Annotated in this window: 12 protein-coding genes; 8 read left to right on the top strand and 4 right to left on the bottom strand. The window is 66.7% G+C overall.

The window, feature by feature from the left end; all coding sequences use genetic code 11:
* Positions 1-5: 5 nt before the first annotated feature.
* Positions 6-755 carry a 2,3-diphosphoglycerate-dependent phosphoglycerate mutase gene (gene gpmA / locus CXG43_RS01435; RefSeq protein WP_101098375.1) on the top strand — a complete coding sequence of 250 codons (750 nt, stop codon included), beginning with the start codon at positions 6-8 and terminating at the stop codon, positions 753-755.
* A 3-nt stretch (positions 756-758) separates the two neighbouring features.
* Here gpmA and CXG43_RS01430 read toward each other — a convergent pair whose 3' ends face one another.
* On the bottom strand, positions 759-1,187 hold the full coding sequence (locus CXG43_RS01430) for a DUF4262 domain-containing protein (RefSeq protein ID WP_157825139.1): 429 nt from the start codon (positions 1,185-1,187) through the stop codon (positions 759-761).
* Positions 1,188-1,357: 170 nt separating this feature from the next.
* Between CXG43_RS01430 and CXG43_RS01425 the strand changes: the two genes are divergently transcribed.
* Positions 1,358-3,454 (top strand): M13 family metallopeptidase, encoded by a 2,097-nt coding sequence (locus CXG43_RS01425; RefSeq protein ID WP_101098373.1) that lies wholly within the window; start codon positions 1,358-1,360, stop codon positions 3,452-3,454.
* A 271-nt stretch (positions 3,455-3,725) separates the two neighbouring features.
* On the opposite strand, the gene mfd is transcribed toward CXG43_RS01425, so the two are convergent.
* The 3 genes from mfd to rlmJ all read right to left on the bottom strand — a co-directional run bounded on the left by mfd (position 3,726) and on the right by rlmJ (position 8,829).
* Positions 3,726-7,190, bottom strand: a complete 3,465-nt coding sequence (gene mfd, locus CXG43_RS01420; RefSeq protein ID WP_101098372.1) for a transcription-repair coupling factor — start codon at positions 7,188-7,190, stop codon at positions 3,726-3,728.
* Between the two features lie 142 nt (positions 7,191-7,332).
* The gene (locus CXG43_RS01415) at positions 7,333-7,878 is read right to left on the bottom strand and encodes a GNAT family N-acetyltransferase (RefSeq protein WP_101098371.1); all 546 of its coding nucleotides are present in this window, start codon (positions 7,876-7,878) and stop codon (positions 7,333-7,335) included.
* Between the two features lie 93 nt (positions 7,879-7,971).
* A complete protein-coding gene (gene rlmJ / locus CXG43_RS01410; protein ID WP_101098370.1) occupies positions 7,972-8,829 on the bottom strand; it encodes a 23S rRNA (adenine(2030)-N(6))-methyltransferase RlmJ in 858 nt (285 codons plus the stop codon).
* A gap of 47 nt (positions 8,830-8,876) precedes the next feature.
* Here rlmJ and creB point away from each other — a divergent pair, with 47 nt between their 5' ends.
* The 6 genes from creB to CXG43_RS01380 all read left to right on the top strand — a co-directional run bounded on the left by creB (position 8,877) and on the right by CXG43_RS01380 (position 16,260).
* A complete protein-coding gene (gene creB / locus CXG43_RS01405; protein WP_101098369.1) occupies positions 8,877-9,596 on the top strand; it encodes a two-component system response regulator CreB in 720 nt (239 codons plus the stop codon).
* A gap of 2 nt (positions 9,597-9,598) precedes the next feature.
* Positions 9,599-11,032, top strand: a complete 1,434-nt coding sequence (gene creC, locus CXG43_RS01400) for a two-component system sensor histidine kinase CreC (RefSeq protein ID WP_101098368.1) — start codon at positions 9,599-9,601, stop codon at positions 11,030-11,032.
* Between the two features lie 87 nt (positions 11,033-11,119).
* Positions 11,120-12,475 carry a cell envelope integrity protein CreD gene (gene creD / locus CXG43_RS01395; RefSeq protein WP_101098367.1) on the top strand — a complete coding sequence of 452 codons (1,356 nt, stop codon included), beginning with the start codon at positions 11,120-11,122 and terminating at the stop codon, positions 12,473-12,475.
* Positions 12,476-12,621: 146 nt separating this feature from the next.
* Positions 12,622-14,238, top strand: coding sequence for a M20/M25/M40 family metallo-hydrolase (locus CXG43_RS01390; protein WP_101098366.1), 1,617 nt, complete (start codon positions 12,622-12,624; stop codon positions 14,236-14,238).
* Positions 14,239-14,342: 104 nt separating this feature from the next.
* Entirely contained in the window at positions 14,343-15,749 is a 1,407-nt protein-coding gene (gene gltX, locus CXG43_RS01385) for a glutamate--tRNA ligase (RefSeq protein ID WP_101098365.1), read from the top strand.
* 25 nt (positions 15,750-15,774) lie between these two features.
* The gene (locus tag CXG43_RS01380; protein ID WP_042612667.1) at positions 15,775-16,260 is read left to right on the top strand and encodes a Fur family transcriptional regulator; all 486 of its coding nucleotides are present in this window, start codon (positions 15,775-15,777) and stop codon (positions 16,258-16,260) included.
* The last annotated feature ends 192 nt before the right edge of the window (positions 16,261-16,452 follow it).

The following is a 16,452-nucleotide window of genomic DNA, read 5'->3' as shown; positions in this document are numbered from 1 at the left end:
CTGCAGTGACTCGTAAACTCGTACTGTTGCGCCACGGCCAGAGCCAGTGGAACCTGGACAACCGCTTCACTGGTTGGGTCGACGTGGAGCTGACCGATAAGGGGCGCCAGGAAGCGGCCGCCGCCGGTCGCCTGATGCGCGAAGAAGGCCTGCAGTTCGACGTGGCCCATACCTCCGTGCTCAAGCGTGCCATCCACACCCTGCAGGGTGCACTGGCCGAAATGGACCAGGACTGGTTGCCGGTCAGCAAGAGCTGGCGCTTGAACGAACGCCATTACGGCGGCCTGCAGGGCCTGGACAAGGCGGAAACCGCGGCCAGGCACGGCGAGGACCAGGTCAAGATCTGGCGCCGTTCCTACGACATCCCGCCGCCGACGATGGACATCGAGGATCCCGGCCATCCGCTGCACGACCGCCGCTATGCCACGCTGGACCGCAACGCGCTGCCGGGTACCGAGTCGCTGGCCACCACGCTGGACCGCGTGCTGCCGTACTGGTTCGATTCGATCGCCCCGCAGTTGAAGGACGGCAAGACCGTGCTGGTCACCGCGCATGGCAACTCGCTGCGTGCGCTGTACAAGTACCTCAACAACGTCTCGCGCGAGCAGATCCTGGAACTGAACATTCCGACCGGCATCCCGCTGCTGTTCGAGCTCAACGATGACCTGACGGTGCAGTCGTTCCGTTACCTGGGCGACCCGGAAGCCGCGCGCAAGGCCGCCGAAGCGGTGGCCAACCAGGGCAAGGCGAAGTAACCCCTATACGACGATGCCCAGCGCCTCATCGGCCTGGGCATCGTCGTAATCAGGTTGCCAGGCGAAGCGGTGTTCCTTGTCCGGCAGGAACATGACCACGGCCTGCAGGGGCTGCCCGCCGCGATGACGCACCGCCATGCCGAGGTAGTCGTCATGGCAGTCCTCGCGCACCGCGCGGAAGATGACCTTGTACCCGCCATCGAGCACATCGGCATCCTCCACGCCGGTATGGATCTGGTGGCCGCCGGCCAGCAGCTGCGCGCACTCGCTCAGCAGCGCGTGCGCCTTGGAGCGTTGCAGCCCGAACACCATCACTTCCGGGGCGTTGTAGGTTGTCTGGAAGCCGATCGAATAGGAAAAGCCAGCCTCGCCATCCGGTCCGGGCAGGATGTGCAGGCAATGCCAGCCGTGCGCGCGGATATCGTCGGCCACTTTGCGGTCCTGGGGTCTTTCCGCTGTTGTCATGTGAAACCCTGCCCGCTGGTCGTGAAGGACGACCGCCAGTGTCACACGTGTGGCGGTCATGCGCGCGGCGTGACCTTTGGCGGTCCCCCGGGTCCCGTGTCCGGGCTACCCTCGGGGATTACCTGTCGGAGAGTCCCATGAAGTTGCGCACCCTGGCCCCGTTGGGCCTGACCGTTGCCATCGCCGCCTCGCTGGCGGCCTGCGGCAAGACCGAAACCGCGCCCGCCGCCACTGCCGATGCGGCCAAGCCGGCCTTCGACCAGTCGCTGATCAAGACGCCGCTGATCTCGCTCAACAGCGCCGACCTGGACACTGCCATCTCGGCCTGTACCGACCTCAATGCCTTCGTCAACCAGAAGTGGTTGAGCGCCAACCCGGTGCCGGGCGACCAGACCACGTGGGGCAGCTTCGAGATCCTTCGCGAGCGCTCGCTGGAAGTGCAGCATGCACTGGTCGAGCAGGCCGCTGCCAGCGAAGCCAAGGCCGGCAGCGTGGAAGCCAAGATCGGTGACATCTGGAAGACCGGCAGCGACGAAGCGAAGATCGATGCCGCCGGACTGGCGCCGCTGCAGCCGCAGCTGGACAAGATCGCCGCGCTGGGCGACACCGCCGCGATCACCCGGTACCTGCGCGAAAGCCAGGCGCAGGGGCAGGGCGTGCTGTTCTCGCTGTTCGCCAACGCGGACTACAAGGACTCGGCCAACGTCATCGCCTATGTCGGCCAGGGTGGCCTGGGGCTGCCGGAAAAGGGCTACTACTTCGATGCATCGCAGGCGAAGATCCGCGATGCCTACGTGGCCTACATCGCCCAGGTGTTGACCCTGTCCGGCGTGGACGCCGCGCAGGCGGCCGACCAGGCCAAGGCCGTGCTGGCCTTCGAAACCCGCCTGGCCAAGGCCTCGCTGTCGCGCATCGAAATGCGTGATCCCTCCAAGCGCTACAACCCGGTCAGTGCCGCCGACGCGGACAAGCTCACCCCGAACTTCAGCTGGACCGCGCTGTTCGACACGCTGAAGGTGCCGGCCGCGCAGAAGTTCTCGCTGGCCCAGCCGCAGTTCTTCACCGAAGTGGACAAGATGCTGGCCGATGTCCCGGCCGCCACCTGGCAGGCCTACCTGCGCTTCCACACCATCGACGATGCCGCGCCGTACCTGAGCAGCAACGTGGAAAAGGCCAACTTCGATTTCTACGGCAAGACCCTGCGTGGCCAGCAGGAGATGCAGCCGCGCTGGAAGCGCGTGCTGGATTCGGTCAACAACGGCATGGGCGAAGCGCTCGGACAGCTGTACGTGGATGCGGTGTTCCCGGCCGAAAGCAAGGAGCAGATGCAGCACCTGGTGGAGAACCTGTCCGAAGCGCTCAAGGCCCGCCTGGAGAAGCTGGAGTGGATGGGCGAAGACACCCGCAAGAAGGCGCTGGAGAAGTGGGCCAGCTTCACCCCGAAGATCGGCTACCCGGACAAGTGGCGTGACTGGTCGGGCCTGCAGACCAACGGCGACAGCTTCCTGGGCAACATGCAGGCAGCGCGTGCGTACAACTACCGTTACATGCTGGACAAGATCGGCAAGCCGGTGGACAAGACCGAGTGGGGCATGACCCCGCAGACCGTCAACGCGTATTACAACGCCACCAAGAACGAGATCGTGTTCCCGGCGGCGATCCTGCAGGCACCGTTCTTCGACGCCAAGGCCGATCCGGCGCTGAACTACGGCGGCATCGGTGCGGTGATCGGCCACGAGATGATGCACGGCTACGACGATTCGGGCAGCCAGTTCGCCGCCAACGGCAACTTCGACAACTGGTGGACCGACGCGGACCGCAGTGCCTTCACCCAGCGCACCGACCAGCTGGTGGCGCAGTTCGATGGCTACGAGGCGGTGCCGGGCGTCAACGTCAAGGGCAAGCTGACCCTGGGCGAGAACATCGGCGACCTGGGCGGGCTGACCGTGGCCTATGACGCGCTGCAGATGGCGCTGAAGGAAGATCCTTCGAAGAACGTACCGGTGGACGGCTACACGCAGGACCAGCGTTTCTTCATGAACTGGGCCACGGTGTGGCGCCGCAACTTCACCGATGGCGAGCTGCGCGTACGCCTGAATACCGATCCGCATGCGCCGGCGAACTTCCGTGCCAACGGTGCGCCGTCGAACATGCCCTCGTTCGCGGCGGCGTTCGAGTGCAAGGCCGGCCAGCCGATGGTGCGGGCCGACGACAAGCGCGTCGTGATCTGGTGATCATGCGCTGCTGTTGAAGCCTGGAAAACCCGGCGCAAGCCGGGTTTTTCTTTTGCGGCGGTGTAGCGCTGGTGGGTGACGACCGCTGGTCGTCAGGCTCTTGCCCTGGTGGGTGACGACCGCTGGTCGTCACGCTCTTGCCCTGGTGGGTGACGACCGTTGGTCGTCACGCTCTTGCCCTGGTGGGTGACGACCGTTGGTCGTCACGCTGTCGCTCTGTTGCCGCTGCGCTCGCCGAGCATGGCTCGGCGCTACCGGGCGGTGCGCCGGGTCAGCCCGGCGCCAGCGTCGTCAACAAGGCCTTGGCCGCATTGAACCGGTCTTCCGGCAGCGGCAGCGGATGCTTGATGCGCAGCTTGTCCGGGCCGTCCATGCTGTACAGGTTCGACTGCTTCTGGATCAGCTGGATCACCGACATCGGATCGATGTTCGGCTTGGCCTCGAACACGATGCGCCCGCCGGCCTCGCCGAGGTCCAGCTTGCGGATGCCCAGCTCGTTGGCCTGCAGCTTCAGTTCGGCGATGGCGAACAGGTGCTTGGCCGCATCCGGCAACAGGCCGAAGCGGTCGATCATCTCCACCTGCAGCTCGCGCAGCGACGCACTGTCGCGCGCGCTGGAAATGCGCTTGTACAGGGTCAGCCGGGTGTGCACGTCGGGCAGGTAGTCGTTGGGGATCAGCGAGGGCACATGCAGTTCCACTTCGGCCCCACGGGCTTCCTCGCCGGCATCCAGGTCGGGCAGCTTGCCCAGCCGGATGCTGCGCACGGCGCGTTCCAGCAGTTCGGTGTACAGGCTGAAGCCCACTTCGGCCATCTGCCCGCTCTGGTCTTCGCCCAGCAGTTCGCCGGCACCGCGTATTTCCAGGTCGTGGGTGGCCAGTGTGAAGCCTGCGCCCAGTTCGTCCATCGAGGCGATGGCTTCCAGGCGCTTCTCCGCATCCGGGGTGATCGAGCGGCGGTCCGGCACCACCAGGTAGGCGTAGGCACGATGGTGCGAACGTCCCACGCGGCCGCGCAGCTGGTGCAGCTGGGCCAGGCCGAAACGGTCGGCGCGGTTGATGATGATGGTGTTGGCGTTGGGGATGTCGATGCCCGATTCGATGATCGTGGTCGACAGCAGCACGTTGAAGCGTTGCTTCTGGAACTCCAGCATCACCCGTTCCAGCTCGCGCTCGGGCATCTGTCCGTGGGCGATGCCGATGCGGGCTTCCGGTACCAGCTCGGACAGCTCACGCTGCATGCGGCCGATGCTTTCCACGTCGTTGTGCAGGAAGTACAGCTGGCCGCCGCGGGCCAGTTCGCGCTGGAAGGCTTCGCGCAGCAGCGCATCGTCCCATTGGCTGATGAAGGTCTGCACCGCCAGCCGGTTCGGCGGCGGGGTGGCGATGATCGACAGGTCGCGCAGCCCGGCCATGGCCATGTTGAGCGTTCGCGGAATAGGCGTGGCGGTCAGGGTCAGCAGGTGCACGTTGGCACGCATCGCCTTCAGCGCCTCCTTCTGGCGCACGCCGAAGCGCTGTTCCTCGTCGACCACGACCAGGCCGAGGTCCTTGAACTTCACGTCCGGCTGAAGCAGCCGGTGGGTGCCGATGATGACGTCGATGGTGCCGTCGGCCACCTTCTCCAGTTCGGCCTTGATCTCCTTGGTGGACTTGAAGCGCGACAGCACTTCCACCTTCATCGGGTAATCGGCGAAGCGGTCGCGGAAGTTGCGGTAATGCTGTTCGGCCAGCAGCGTGGTCGGCACCAGCACGGCGACCTGCTTGCCGGCACTGGCCGCGGCGAACGCCGCGCGGACGGCCACTTCTGTCTTGCCGAAGCCGACGTCACCACAGACCACGCGGTCCATCGGCTGGCTGCTGGCAAGATCGCGCAGGGTCGCGTCGATGGCTGCCAACTGGTCCTGGGTTTCCTCGAACGGGAAGCCGGCGGCGAACGGTTCGTACATCGCGCGGTCCACATCCAGCGCCAGCCCGGCGCGGGCGCGACGGCGCGCCTGGATCTCCAGCAACTCGGCGGCTACGTCACGGACTTTCTCGGCCGCCTTGCGCTTGGCCTTGGTCCATTGTTCGCCGCCCAGCGAATGCAGCGGGGCGGTTTCCGCCGATGCGCCGGAGTAACGGCTGATCAGGTGCAGCTGGGCCACCGGCACGTACAGCCGGTCGCCCTTGGCATATTCGATTTCCAGGAACTCGCCGGGCATGCCGCCGACGTCCATCGCGATCAGTCCGCGGTAACGGCCCACGCCGTGGTCTTCGTGGACGATCGGCGCGCCTTCGGTCAGTTCACCCAGATCGCGGATGATCGCCTCGGGCTCGCGACCGGCACGGCGCGAGCGCCGCTGGTGCGCCGCGCGTTCGGGGAACAGCTGGCGTTCGGTCAGCACGGCGATGCGCGGATCGTCCAGCGCGAAGCCGTCTTCCAGCGGCGCAACGGTGATCGCGAAGCGTTCGCTGCCGGCCAGGAAGGTCGGCAGGTCGGCGACCACCGGCGGACGCAGGGAGGCGGCCTGCAGGACTTCCAGCAATGCTTCGCGGCGCCCGGCGGTATCGGAGGCGATCAGCACGCGGCCAGGATACTGCTCGATGAAGGTGGCCAGCGCCTGGCCTGCGGCGGCATCACGCGCAGCGACCGGCAGCGGCGGCAGCGCGGTGTCACCCAGCGCGTGGGCCTGCTCGATGCGCGCATGGCCGGGCGGCCACACTTCCACGCGGGGCAGGTCGTTGAGCTTTTCGCGCAGCAGTTCAGGCGACAGGTACAACTGCCCCGGTGGCAGCAGCGGGCGTTCGACGTCGTGCCGGCGCTGTTCATGGCGCTGGCCGGTCTGCGCCCAGAAGGCAGCTGCGGCTTCGCCGACGCCGGCGGCGATCACCGGCAGCACGTCGGCGGAAAAGTAATCGAACAGCGTCGCGGTGTGGTCGAAGAACAGCGGCAGGTAGTACTCGATGCCCGCCGGTGCGAGTCGCGATTTCAGGTCCTGGTACAGCGAACTGCGCCGCGTATCGACATCGAAGCGTTCGCGCAGGGCATCCATCACCCGCGAGATGCTGGCATCGTCCATCGGCACTTCGCGACCGGGCAGCATGTGCACGGCCTGGACCTTTTCCAGCGAACGCTGGGTCTCCGGGTCGAAGGCACGGATGGTGTCGATATCCTCGTCCAGCAGTTCCACGCGCAGCGGTTCGCTGGCACCCATCGGGTACACATCCAACAGGCCGCCGCGCACGGCGAAATCACCCGGATCCATGACCTGCGGCACGTTGCGGTAGCCGGCGCTTTCCAATCGCCGCTTTTCCGCGTCCAGGTCCAGCCGCTGGCCGACCTCCAGGTCGAAACTGCCTCCGATCACATACTGTTTCGGCGCCAGTTGCTGCATCAGGGTCTGCACCGGAACGACCACCAACCCACGCTTCAGCCCGGGCAGGCGATGCAGGGCGGACAGGCGTTGGGAAATGATGTCCGGGTGCGGACTGAAGCGATCGTAGGGCAGGGTTTCCCAGTCCGGGAACGCCACCACCGGCAGCGACGGATCATCGCCGAGCAGCGTGCGCAGATCGGATTCGATCTGGTTGGCGCCGTGGTTGTCCGGCGCGACGACCAGCACCGGGCCGTCGTGTGCCTGCGCCGCACGGGCGAGGTACCAGGCCAGCGCGGTGGGCGAGCTGGGAGCGCGCCACCAGGCGCGGAGCTGGCCCGGACGGGGCAGCGGCGGAAGGGGATAAGGAGAGCGCGACATTGGCCGCAGATTCTACCAGAGCCGGCTGTGCAGGCCCGGACAAAACCACGTCACGCAGGGGTAGCGCCGAGCCATGCTCGGCGTTGCCTGATCGACCGCTGCGCTCGCCGAGCATGGCTCGGCGCTACCGACGGCAGCGGCCTCAGTTATCCAGTTCCAGCACCATGCGCACCAGCCCGGGCGTGCCCTGCGGATGCGGCACCGGCTTGAAGCCCAGCGAATCGGCCAGCTGCTTCATCGGCTCGTTTTCTTCGGCGACATCGCCATACAGGCGATCCAGGTATTTGCCGCGCGCCCACTTCACCAGCTTGCGCATCAACTGCCGGCCAAGGCCCTGTCCGATCAGGAAGCGGCTGATCAGGATGGCGTACTCCGCTTCACGGGTTCCCTGGATGATCGAGGCACGCGCGACGGCACCGACCACCGCTTCGCCGGCAGGCAGCGACTCGGCCGCGACCAGGGTGATTTCGGTCTTGGGGTTGGGATGGGTCAGCCGCTGGGTGGTTTCCGGCGACAGTTCGGTCACCGCCTGCAGGAAGCGGTCGCGGATTTCTTCCGGGCCGAACAGGCTGAAGGCCGCCTGCAACGGCGGGCCGTCTTCGGGCCGGATGGGACGGATCAGCAGTTCATGGCCACTGGGGGCCTTGAAGATCTCGTGCCAGGGCGGCATGCGGTTGCGAGTGGCCATACCGGGTAGTTCCTTGGTGGTCCAGCGATTGTGGCATCCCCATGGCCGCATTCCGTGAACGGAAGGTTCACGGGAGGCAGCGGCCGGGACGCCTTAGTCGGCGGTCTTCAACCAGTCCAGGCGGGTGCTGGCGCCGGGCTCGCCCAGGTGTTGCTTCAGGGCGGGCAGAGCGGGGCCAACCATGCGATCGAACTGGAACGGGGCGTTGAGGATCAGCATGCCGCTGCCATTGAGGCGCAACGGGGATTCATCCGGACGCACCAGCAGTTCGATGGTCATCGCGGATTTATAGGGCAGGGCGGTGGCCTTGCGCAGGAAATGCAGGATGGTGCGGCGCTGCTTGATCGGGAACCAGACCGCGCAGGTGGCCTGCGGCCAGCGCTCGTGGGTTTCTTTCAGGGCAGCGAGGATGCGGATGTACTCGGCGTCCTGGCCCTCGTAAGGCGGATCGATCAACACCAGGCCGCGGCCGATCTTGGCGCCGTTTGCCTTCGGTGGGACCAGAGCCCGGATTTTCTCGTAGCCGTCGCCTTCGTATACGCCGACCCGAGCATCACCGGCGAACAGCTTCTTCAGCGCGGCGGCCTCTTCTGGCTGCAATTCACAGGCGGCCAGGCGGTCCTGCGGGCGCATCGCCTGGGCGGTCAGCAGGGGTGAGCCGGGGTAGGTGATCATCGCCCCGACCGGGTTGTCGGCCTGGACGGCCTTGAGGTAGCGCTCGACCACTTCGGGCAGCTTCGGCTGGGACATCAGCTTCATGACCCCGTCCTCGGCTTCCAGGGTCTTGCGGCTTTCTTCGCTGGCCAGCAGGTAGCGGCCGCGGCCGGCATGGGTGTCCAGCACGAAGAACGGGCTGTCCTTGCGCTTGAAGCTGTCGATCAGGGCCAGCTGCACGATGTGCTTGAGGACATCGGCATGGTTGCCGGCATGGAAGGCGTGGCGGTAGTTCATGGGGCGCAGTGTACGGGTCGGCAGGCGCAGCGGCTATCGCAGCGGCTATGCTGCCGCCCATGACAGAACCCGTTGCCCGCGTGCTGGTGGTCGAAGACGAGGCCGCCATCGCTGAAACCGTCTTGTATGCCCTGCGCAGCGAAGGCTTCGCGGCCAGCCATTGCCTGCTCGGCGGGCAGGCCCTGCAGCAGCTGCAGGAAGGCGCATTCGATCTGGTGATGCTGGATGTGGGCCTGCCCGACCTGGGCGGATTCGAGGTCTGCCGTCGCCTGCGCGCGCTGCCGAGCGCGGTGGGACAGCTGCCGGTGATCTTCCTGACCGCGCGCAACGATGAGGTCGACCGGGTGATGGGGCTGGAGCTGGGCGCCGATGATTACGTCACCAAGCCGTTTTCGCCGCGCGAACTGGTGGCGCGCGTGCGTGCCCGACTGCGCCGCAGCGGCGTGGCGGGGACCGCGTCCGATGGCCGCTGGCAGCAGCAGGGTACGTTCCATATCGACCGGCAGGGCCGCCGCATCCGCTATGGCGAGCAGCTGCTCGACCTGACGCGCTACGAGTACGCGCTGCTGGCGGCGCTGCTGCAGCGGCCCGGCGCCATTCTCAGTCGCGCCCAGCTGATGGACCGCGGCTGGGATGCCAGCGCCGACAGCGCCGACCGCACTGTGGACACCCACATCAAGACGCTGCGCGCCAAGCTGCGCGGTGCCGGGGCCACCGATGATCCGATCCGCACCCATCGCGGCGTCGGCTACGCGCTGGAGGCCTGAGCATGCGGCTGGGGCTGAAACTGTTCCTGGGCTTTTTCCTGATCGTCGGCCTGGCCGCGTTCTTCGTGATGCGCGTGTTCGTGGAGGAAGTGAAGCCAGGGGTGCGCCAAGCGATGGAGTCCACCCTGGTGGATGCCGCCAACGTGCTCGCCGAACTGGCGGCGCCCGAACTCAAGGCCGGCACGCTGGCCCGCGGTGGCTTCACCTCCAGCCTGGCCCGCGCGCAACGCCGCGACCCGAAGGCGATGGTCTGGCGCTTTCCCAAGCGCGCGCTGGACTACCGGGTGACCATCACCGATGCCAAGGGCATCGTCTTGTACGACTCGCTGGGCCGTGACGTCGGCCGCGACAACTCGCGCTGGAATGATGTCCATCGCACCCTGCGTGGCGAGTACGGCGCGCGGTCCAGTCCGGAGGTGCCCGGCGATGCCACCCACACGGTGATGCACGTAGCGGCGCCGGTGTACGACCCGGCCGATGGCCGCACGCTGATCGGCGTGCTGTCGCTGTCCCAGCCCAACCGAAGCATCGATCCTTTCATCACCGCCAGCCAGCGCCAGATCATGCTGCGCGGTGCGTGGCTGATCGGCCTGTCGGCGCTGATCGGCATCCTGATGACGGCGTGGTTGATGACCGGTGTGCGACGGCTCAACCGTTATGCGCAGGCGGTCAGTGCCGGTGAGCCGGTGGCCCCGCCGAAGCCGCGGCGCGATGAGATAGGTGACCTCGGCCGCGCGCTGGAAACCATGCGCCGGAAGCTGGAAGGCAAGGCGTACGTGGAGCAGTACGTGCAGTCGCTCACCCATGAAATGAAGAGCCCGCTGGCGGCGATCCGCGGCGCGGCCGAGCTGTTGCAGGAGCCGATGCCTGCCGAAGACCGCGAGCGCTTCGCGCGCAGCATCGTCGACCAGCAACAGCGGCTGACCCAGACCATCGACAAGCTGCTGGCGCTGGCCGAAGTGGAGCAGCACGGCTGGCTGCAGTCGCGTGACACGTTGTCGGTGGCCACGCTGTTCGCCGCGGTGGAGCAGGGTGCGCAGCTGCGCGCGCAGGCCGCCGGCGTGCAGGTGCAGGTGCAGCCCGCCGGCGCGATGACGCTGCAGGGTGATGGCTACCTGCTGCGCCAGGCGCTGGGCAACCTGCTGGACAACGCGATCGATTTCTCGCCGGCCGGCAGCAGCATCCAGCTGATCGCCGCGGTGCAGGCCGGCGGCATCGCACTGCAGGTCGTCGACCAGGGCACCGGCATTCCGGAGTTCGCGCGTGGGCGAGTGTTCGAACGCTTCTATTCGCTGGCACGCCCGGCCACCGGCGTACGAAGTTCCGGCCTGGGCCTGCCGTTCGTCGGCGAGGTGGCACGCCTGCATGGTGGGCACGCCAGCGTGGAAGAGGGCGCATCCGGCGGGACCCGCGCGGTGCTGTGGCTGCCGCGCTAGCGGCCACTTCACATTCGCTTCAAACCCAGCTCAAACCCCGCACATCTGGGGTGTCCATCCTGCAGGCCTCTCCAACGAGGATGGACCATGAAATCCCTGCACCTGTTCCTGCGCTTCGCCATTGTCGGCGGGCTGATCCTGCTGCTGCTGGTTCCGCTGATGCTGATCCGCAGCGTGATCACCGATCGCAGCGAGTACCGCGAAGAGGCGTTCCGCCGGGTCGCCGAAAGCCGCGCCGGCACCCAGCAGCTGGTCGGCCCGGTGCGCGTGGTGCCGTGGATCGAACGCACCACGGTGGTGGTGGTCGACAAGGCAGGCAAGAGCAGCAACGAAGTGCAGATCACCCAGGGCCACTGGTTGCAGATGCCCCGCCAGTTGAGCGTGGATGGCCGGCTGGCGCCGGACCTGCGCTCGGTCGGCCTGTTCAAGGTGCCGGTGTACAGCTGGCAGGGGCACATCGCGGCGGACTTCGCTGCCGATGACTACCCGGTCAGGGAGGGGCGCAGCTATGGCACGCCGTACCTCGCCATCGGCCTGAGTGATGTGCGCGGCCTGGTCGGCACGCCGGACCTGCGGGTCAACGGTGCCCCGTTGCGGCTGCAGCCGGGCGTCGGCATGGCCGACGCGCTGGGGCGTGGCCTGCACGCCGAGGTCGCCGGGTTCGCCGATGCACGCGGTGGCACGCTGGCCGCCAGCCGGATCGAGCTGGACCTGCAGGTGGATGGCAGCCGCTCGCTGGCGGTGGTGCCGGTGGGCGATGACAACCAGATCGCGCTGCGTTCGCGCTGGCCGCACCCCTCGTTCGCCGGTGCGTTCCTGCCCAATGAGCGCCGCGTCGATGCGCAGGGCTTCGAGGCACGCTGGACCGTGTCTTCGCTGGCTTCGGATGCGCAGCGGCAGCTTCGTGCCGGTGATCCGTCGACGCAGGCGGTGGAGGTTTCGCTGGTGGATCCGGTGGATGTATATACCCAGGCTGATCGTGCTTCCAAGTATGGCGTGCTGTTCGTGCTGCTGACCTTCGTCGGTTTCCTGCTGTTCGAGCTGATCCGCCAGCTGCGCATCCATCCGCTGCAGTACCTGATGGTCGGCCTGGCGCTGGCGATCTTCTTCCTGCTGCTGATCAGCCTGTCCGAGCACATCGCCTTCTGGCAGGCCTATCTGGTATCGGCGCTGGCCTGCATCGGCCTGCAGGCGGTTTACCTGGCCAACGTGCTGGGCCACTGGAAGCGCGGCATGGGCTTCGCCCTGATGCTGACCGTCCTGTACGGCGCGCTGTATGGCCTGCTGGTGTCGGAGAACAATGCGCTGCTGATGGGCTCGCTGCTGCTGTTCGGCATCCTCGCGCTGGTGATGTGGGTGACCCGCCGGGTGGACTGGTACGCGCTGGGCATGGGAACGCCCCCGGCGCTGCCTGCGGACACCGCGCCGCGCAGTCTCGGCTGATTCTTTCCGGCACGCATGCCAGAGCGCCACATTCCGGATCGGAATGTGGCGCTGCTGCGTTGCGTGACCTTAGGCATCTGGCGTGCGCGGCCCTTCGCCCTACACTCGGGGATTGATCTGTGACGGCGCGTGCCGGGGGCTGGACGATGGGGAAGTGGGGTGTGCTGGCGATCGCGCTGGCGTTGAGCAATCCGGCCGTGGCGCAGCGCGCCGAGCCGGTCGACCTGGACATGGTCAGCAAGATCCGCCAGGAAGCGTTCCATCGCTCGCAGGTGATGGATACCTTCAGTCATCTGACCGAAAGCATCGGCCCGCGACTGACCAATTCGCCGGCCATGTCCCAGGCCAACGCCTGGACGCGCGGCAAGTTCAACGAGTGGGGCCTGGTCAACGTCCACGACGAAGCGTTCGAAGATTTCGGGCGCGGCTGGGAGTTCACTTCGGCATCGGTGCTGATGCTGGGCAGCGGTGCGCAGGGGGATCGCATGCAGCCGCTGCATGCGCTGCCCAAGGCCTGGACCCCGGGCACCAACGGCCCGGTGGAAGGCGAGCTGGTGCAGGTGGACATCAAGAAGCTGGCCGACCTGGAAAAGTACAAGGGCAAGCTGCGCGGCAGGATCCTGCTGCTGGGTGAGGCACGCGAGTACAAGCGCGGCACCGAGCCGGATTCGCATCGCCACGATGCGACCTCGCTGGAAGGGTTGCAGGCGTTCACGGTGCCGAAGAATGCCGCGGCCGACAAGGAAAAGCGGGTCAAGGAGTACACCGAGCGCCAGGCGCTGGCCAAGGCGGTCAATGCCTTCTTCGTGGAAGAAGGCGCACTGGCGGCGATCAGCATCAGCGGCTGGGACAACGGCATCATCCGGGTCGCTGGTGGCGGTTCGCGCAAGGCCGGCGAATCAGCTGGCATCCCGGAGCTGGCGATGATCTCCGAACACTTCAATCCGCTGGTACGCGCGCTGCTGGCCAAGCAGCCGGTGAAGCTGCGCGTGGACGTGGCGGCACGCTTCACCGATGACAGCAACCAGCCCGGCTACAACACGCTGGCCGAGATCCGCGGCAGCGGCAAGGCCGATGAAGTGGTGATGCTCGGTGCCCACATGGATTCGTGGCATACCGGCACCGGCGCAGCCGACAATGCCGCCGGCGTGGCGGTGATGATGGAAGCCATGCGCATCCTCAAGGCGGTCGGCGCCAAGCCCAAGCGCACCATCCGGGTCGCGCTGTGGAGCGGCGAGGAACAGGGCCTGATCGGCTCGCAGGCGTACGTGGCCAAGCACTTCGCGCAGTTCCCCGAGCCGACCGATGCCGGCCAGAAGGCGTTGCCGGCGTCGTTGCGCGAACCGACCGGTGCACTGGTCAAGCGCCGCGATTACGAGAAGTTCTCGGTGTACTTCAACATGGACAATGGCTCGGGACGTTTCCGTGGCATCTACGCCCAGGAGAACCTGGCGGCGATGCCGGTGTTCGAGGCCTGGCTGAAGCCGTTCAACGATGTCGGCGCGACCACCGTGGCGACCCGCAACACCGGTTCCACCGACCACATCAGCTTCGACCGCGTCGGGCTGCCGGGCTTCCAGTTCATCCAGGACAAGCTGGACTACTTCAGCAACGTCCACCACAGCCACCTGGATACCTGGGACCACGCCGAACCGGAAGACCTGAAGCAGGCCGCCGCGATCGTGGCCTCGTTCGTCTACAACGCCGCCACGCGCGAGGACCTGTTCCCGCGCAAGGCGCAAAAAGGGGACGGAGGGGATTAAGTCGTAAACGGCGCAGGTCGGGCGTGAAGGGTGGGGGGATCGCGACTTAATCCCCTCCGTCCCCTTTTGCTAAAATCGGCGGATATTCGTTCCCCGAGCGTCCCATGACCTGCCGCACCCGCTTTGCCCCCAGTCCTACCGGCTACCTGCACATCGGCGGCGCCCGCACGGCGCTGTATTGCTGGCTGGAGGCCCGTCACCGTGGCGGCGAGTTCGTGCTGCGTATCGAAGATACCGACCGGGAGCGCAGCACGCAGGGCGCGATCGACGCGATCCTGGAGGCGATGGACTGGCTGGGCCTGGGCTATGACGAAGGCCCGATCTACCAGACCCAGCGCGTGGCGCGCTACCTGGAAGTGGCCGAACAGCTGGTCGCCGAGGGCAAGGCGTACTACGCCTACGAGACCCGCGAAGAGCTCGACGCGATGCGCGAGGCGGCCATGGCGAAGCAGGAAAAGCCGCGTTACAACGGCGCCGCACGCGAGCAGAACCTGCCTTGGCGCGATGACCCGAACCGGGTGATCCGCTTCAAGAATCCGCTCGACGGTACGGTGGTGTTCGATGACCTGATCAAGGGGCCGATCGAGATCGCCAACAGCGAGCTGGATGACATGGTGATCTTCCGCCCGGACGGCTACCCGACCTACAACTTCGCCGTGGTGGTGGACGACTGGGACATGGGTATCACCGAGGTGATCCGCGGCGATGACCACATCAACAACACCCCGCGCCAGATCAACCTGTACCTGGGCATCGGCGCGCCGGTGCCGAAGTTCGGCCACATGCCGATGATCCTGGACGAGCAGGGTGCCAAGCTGTCCAAGCGCACCGGCGCGGCCGACGTGATGCAGTACAAGGATGCCGGTTACCTGCCGGAGGCGCTGCTGAGCTACCTGGCCCGCCTGGGCTGGTCGCACGGTGACCAGGAGATCTTCACCCGCCAGGAGCTGATCGACCTGTTCGACGTGACCAACTGCAACTCCAAGGCGGCCCGTCTGGACATGGCCAAGCTGGGCTGGGTCAACCAGCATTTCCTGAAGACCGAAGCGCCCGCGTCCATCGCGCCGGCACTGGTCTACCAGCTGGAGAAGCTGGGCCTGGACCTGAACGCAGGCCCGTCCGCGGAAGATGTCGTGGTCGCCTTGCGCGAGCGCGTGCAGACGCTGAAGGAAATGGCCGAAAAGGCGGTGGTCTGGTACCAGCCGCTGGAAACCTACGACGAGGCGGCCGTGGCCAAGCACCTGAAGGCCGGCGCCGAACTGCCGCTGGGCAAGGCGCGCGAGCTGCTGTCGGCATTGCCGGAGTGGACTGCCGAAAGCGTGGGGGTGGCGCTGCACGATGCCGCCGCAGCGCTGGAGATCGGCATGGGCAAGGTCGCCCAGCCGCTGCGCGTGGCCATCACCGGTACCCAGGTGAGCCCGGACATTTCGCAGACGGTGTACCTTGCCGGTCGCGATGAGGCCTTGAAACGCATCGATGTTGCCATTACCAAGGTAGTGGCTGCGGCCTGAAATCCGCCCGAACTGGAGAACCCGCATGTCCGCCAAGCACGCCTGTACGGCCCCGCACCACCACGTCCACGACGCGTCGGACTTCGTGGGGGTGGTCGAGCGCGTGTGCCGCGAGCGCGGACTGCGGCTGACTCCCATCCGCGCCAATGTGCTGCGGCTGATCGCCGAGGCCGGCAAGCCGGTGAAGGCGTATGAACTGCTGGAGTGGGTGCGCAGTGGCAAGGGCGTGGGCGCCGATGCACCGCCGACGGTGTACCGCGCGCTGGATTTCCTGATGGCCAACGGCTTCGTACACAAGCTGGAATCGGTGAACGCCTTCGTGGCCTGCCACCATCCGAGCAGTGCGGCGCATTCGGTGCCGTTCCTGATCTGCAACAGCTGCCACAGCGCGGTGGAGCTGGAAGACCGCGAGATCGTCAGCCAGCTGGAAAAGCGCGCCAAGGAGCTGGGGTTCCAGCCGCAGGCACAGACGCTGGAAGTGCACGGACTCTGCGCCCGCTGCGCGGGCTGAGTTCTTGTTGTTGCCGGGCCTGCGGCCCGGCGGCCCGCTTTTTCAAGCCAGAGCAACAGCGACAGCCACAGCAACAGCTGCAGGGCTGCCTGTTGGCGGGGCGGGGTGGGTTTGCGGGGGACGGCAATAACTGCGTCCATGCGGGCCTCGTTTCGCGCCATCCATGGCGCTCTACGCCCCCGCCAACCCACC

Origin of the sequence: Stenotrophomonas sp. Bg11-02 (assembly GCF_002836635.1) — a bacterium.
Taxonomy (GTDB): domain Bacteria; phylum Pseudomonadota; class Gammaproteobacteria; order Xanthomonadales; family Xanthomonadaceae; genus Stenotrophomonas; species Stenotrophomonas lacuserhaii.
Note: the sequence above shows the minus strand (reverse complement) of the source record. Positions and strands in the feature narration are given on the sequence as shown.

Coding starts and splice junctions, on each gene's coding strand:
- CXG43_RS01425 (WP_101098373.1), top strand. CDS start 1,358: ATGAAGTTGCGCACCCTGGCCCCGTTGGGCCTGACCGTTGCCATCGCC.
- creB (WP_101098369.1), top strand. CDS start 8,877: ATGCTGCCGCCCATGACAGAACCCGTTGCCCGCGTGCTGGTGGTCGAA.
- CXG43_RS01390 (WP_101098366.1), top strand. CDS start 12,622: ATGGGGAAGTGGGGTGTGCTGGCGATCGCGCTGGCGTTGAGCAATCCG.
- CXG43_RS01380 (WP_042612667.1), top strand. CDS start 15,775: ATGTCCGCCAAGCACGCCTGTACGGCCCCGCACCACCACGTCCACGAC.
- creD (WP_101098367.1), top strand. CDS start 11,120: ATGAAATCCCTGCACCTGTTCCTGCGCTTCGCCATTGTCGGCGGGCTG.
- rlmJ (WP_101098370.1), bottom strand. CDS start 8,829: ATGAACTACCGCCACGCCTTCCATGCCGGCAACCATGCCGATGTCCTC.
- mfd (WP_101098372.1), bottom strand. CDS start 7,190: ATGTCGCGCTCTCCTTATCCCCTTCCGCCGCTGCCCCGTCCGGGCCAG.
- CXG43_RS01415 (WP_101098371.1), bottom strand. CDS start 7,878: ATGGCCACTCGCAACCGCATGCCGCCCTGGCACGAGATCTTCAAGGCC.
- creC (WP_101098368.1), top strand. CDS start 9,599: ATGCGGCTGGGGCTGAAACTGTTCCTGGGCTTTTTCCTGATCGTCGGC.
- gltX (WP_101098365.1), top strand. CDS start 14,343: ATGACCTGCCGCACCCGCTTTGCCCCCAGTCCTACCGGCTACCTGCAC.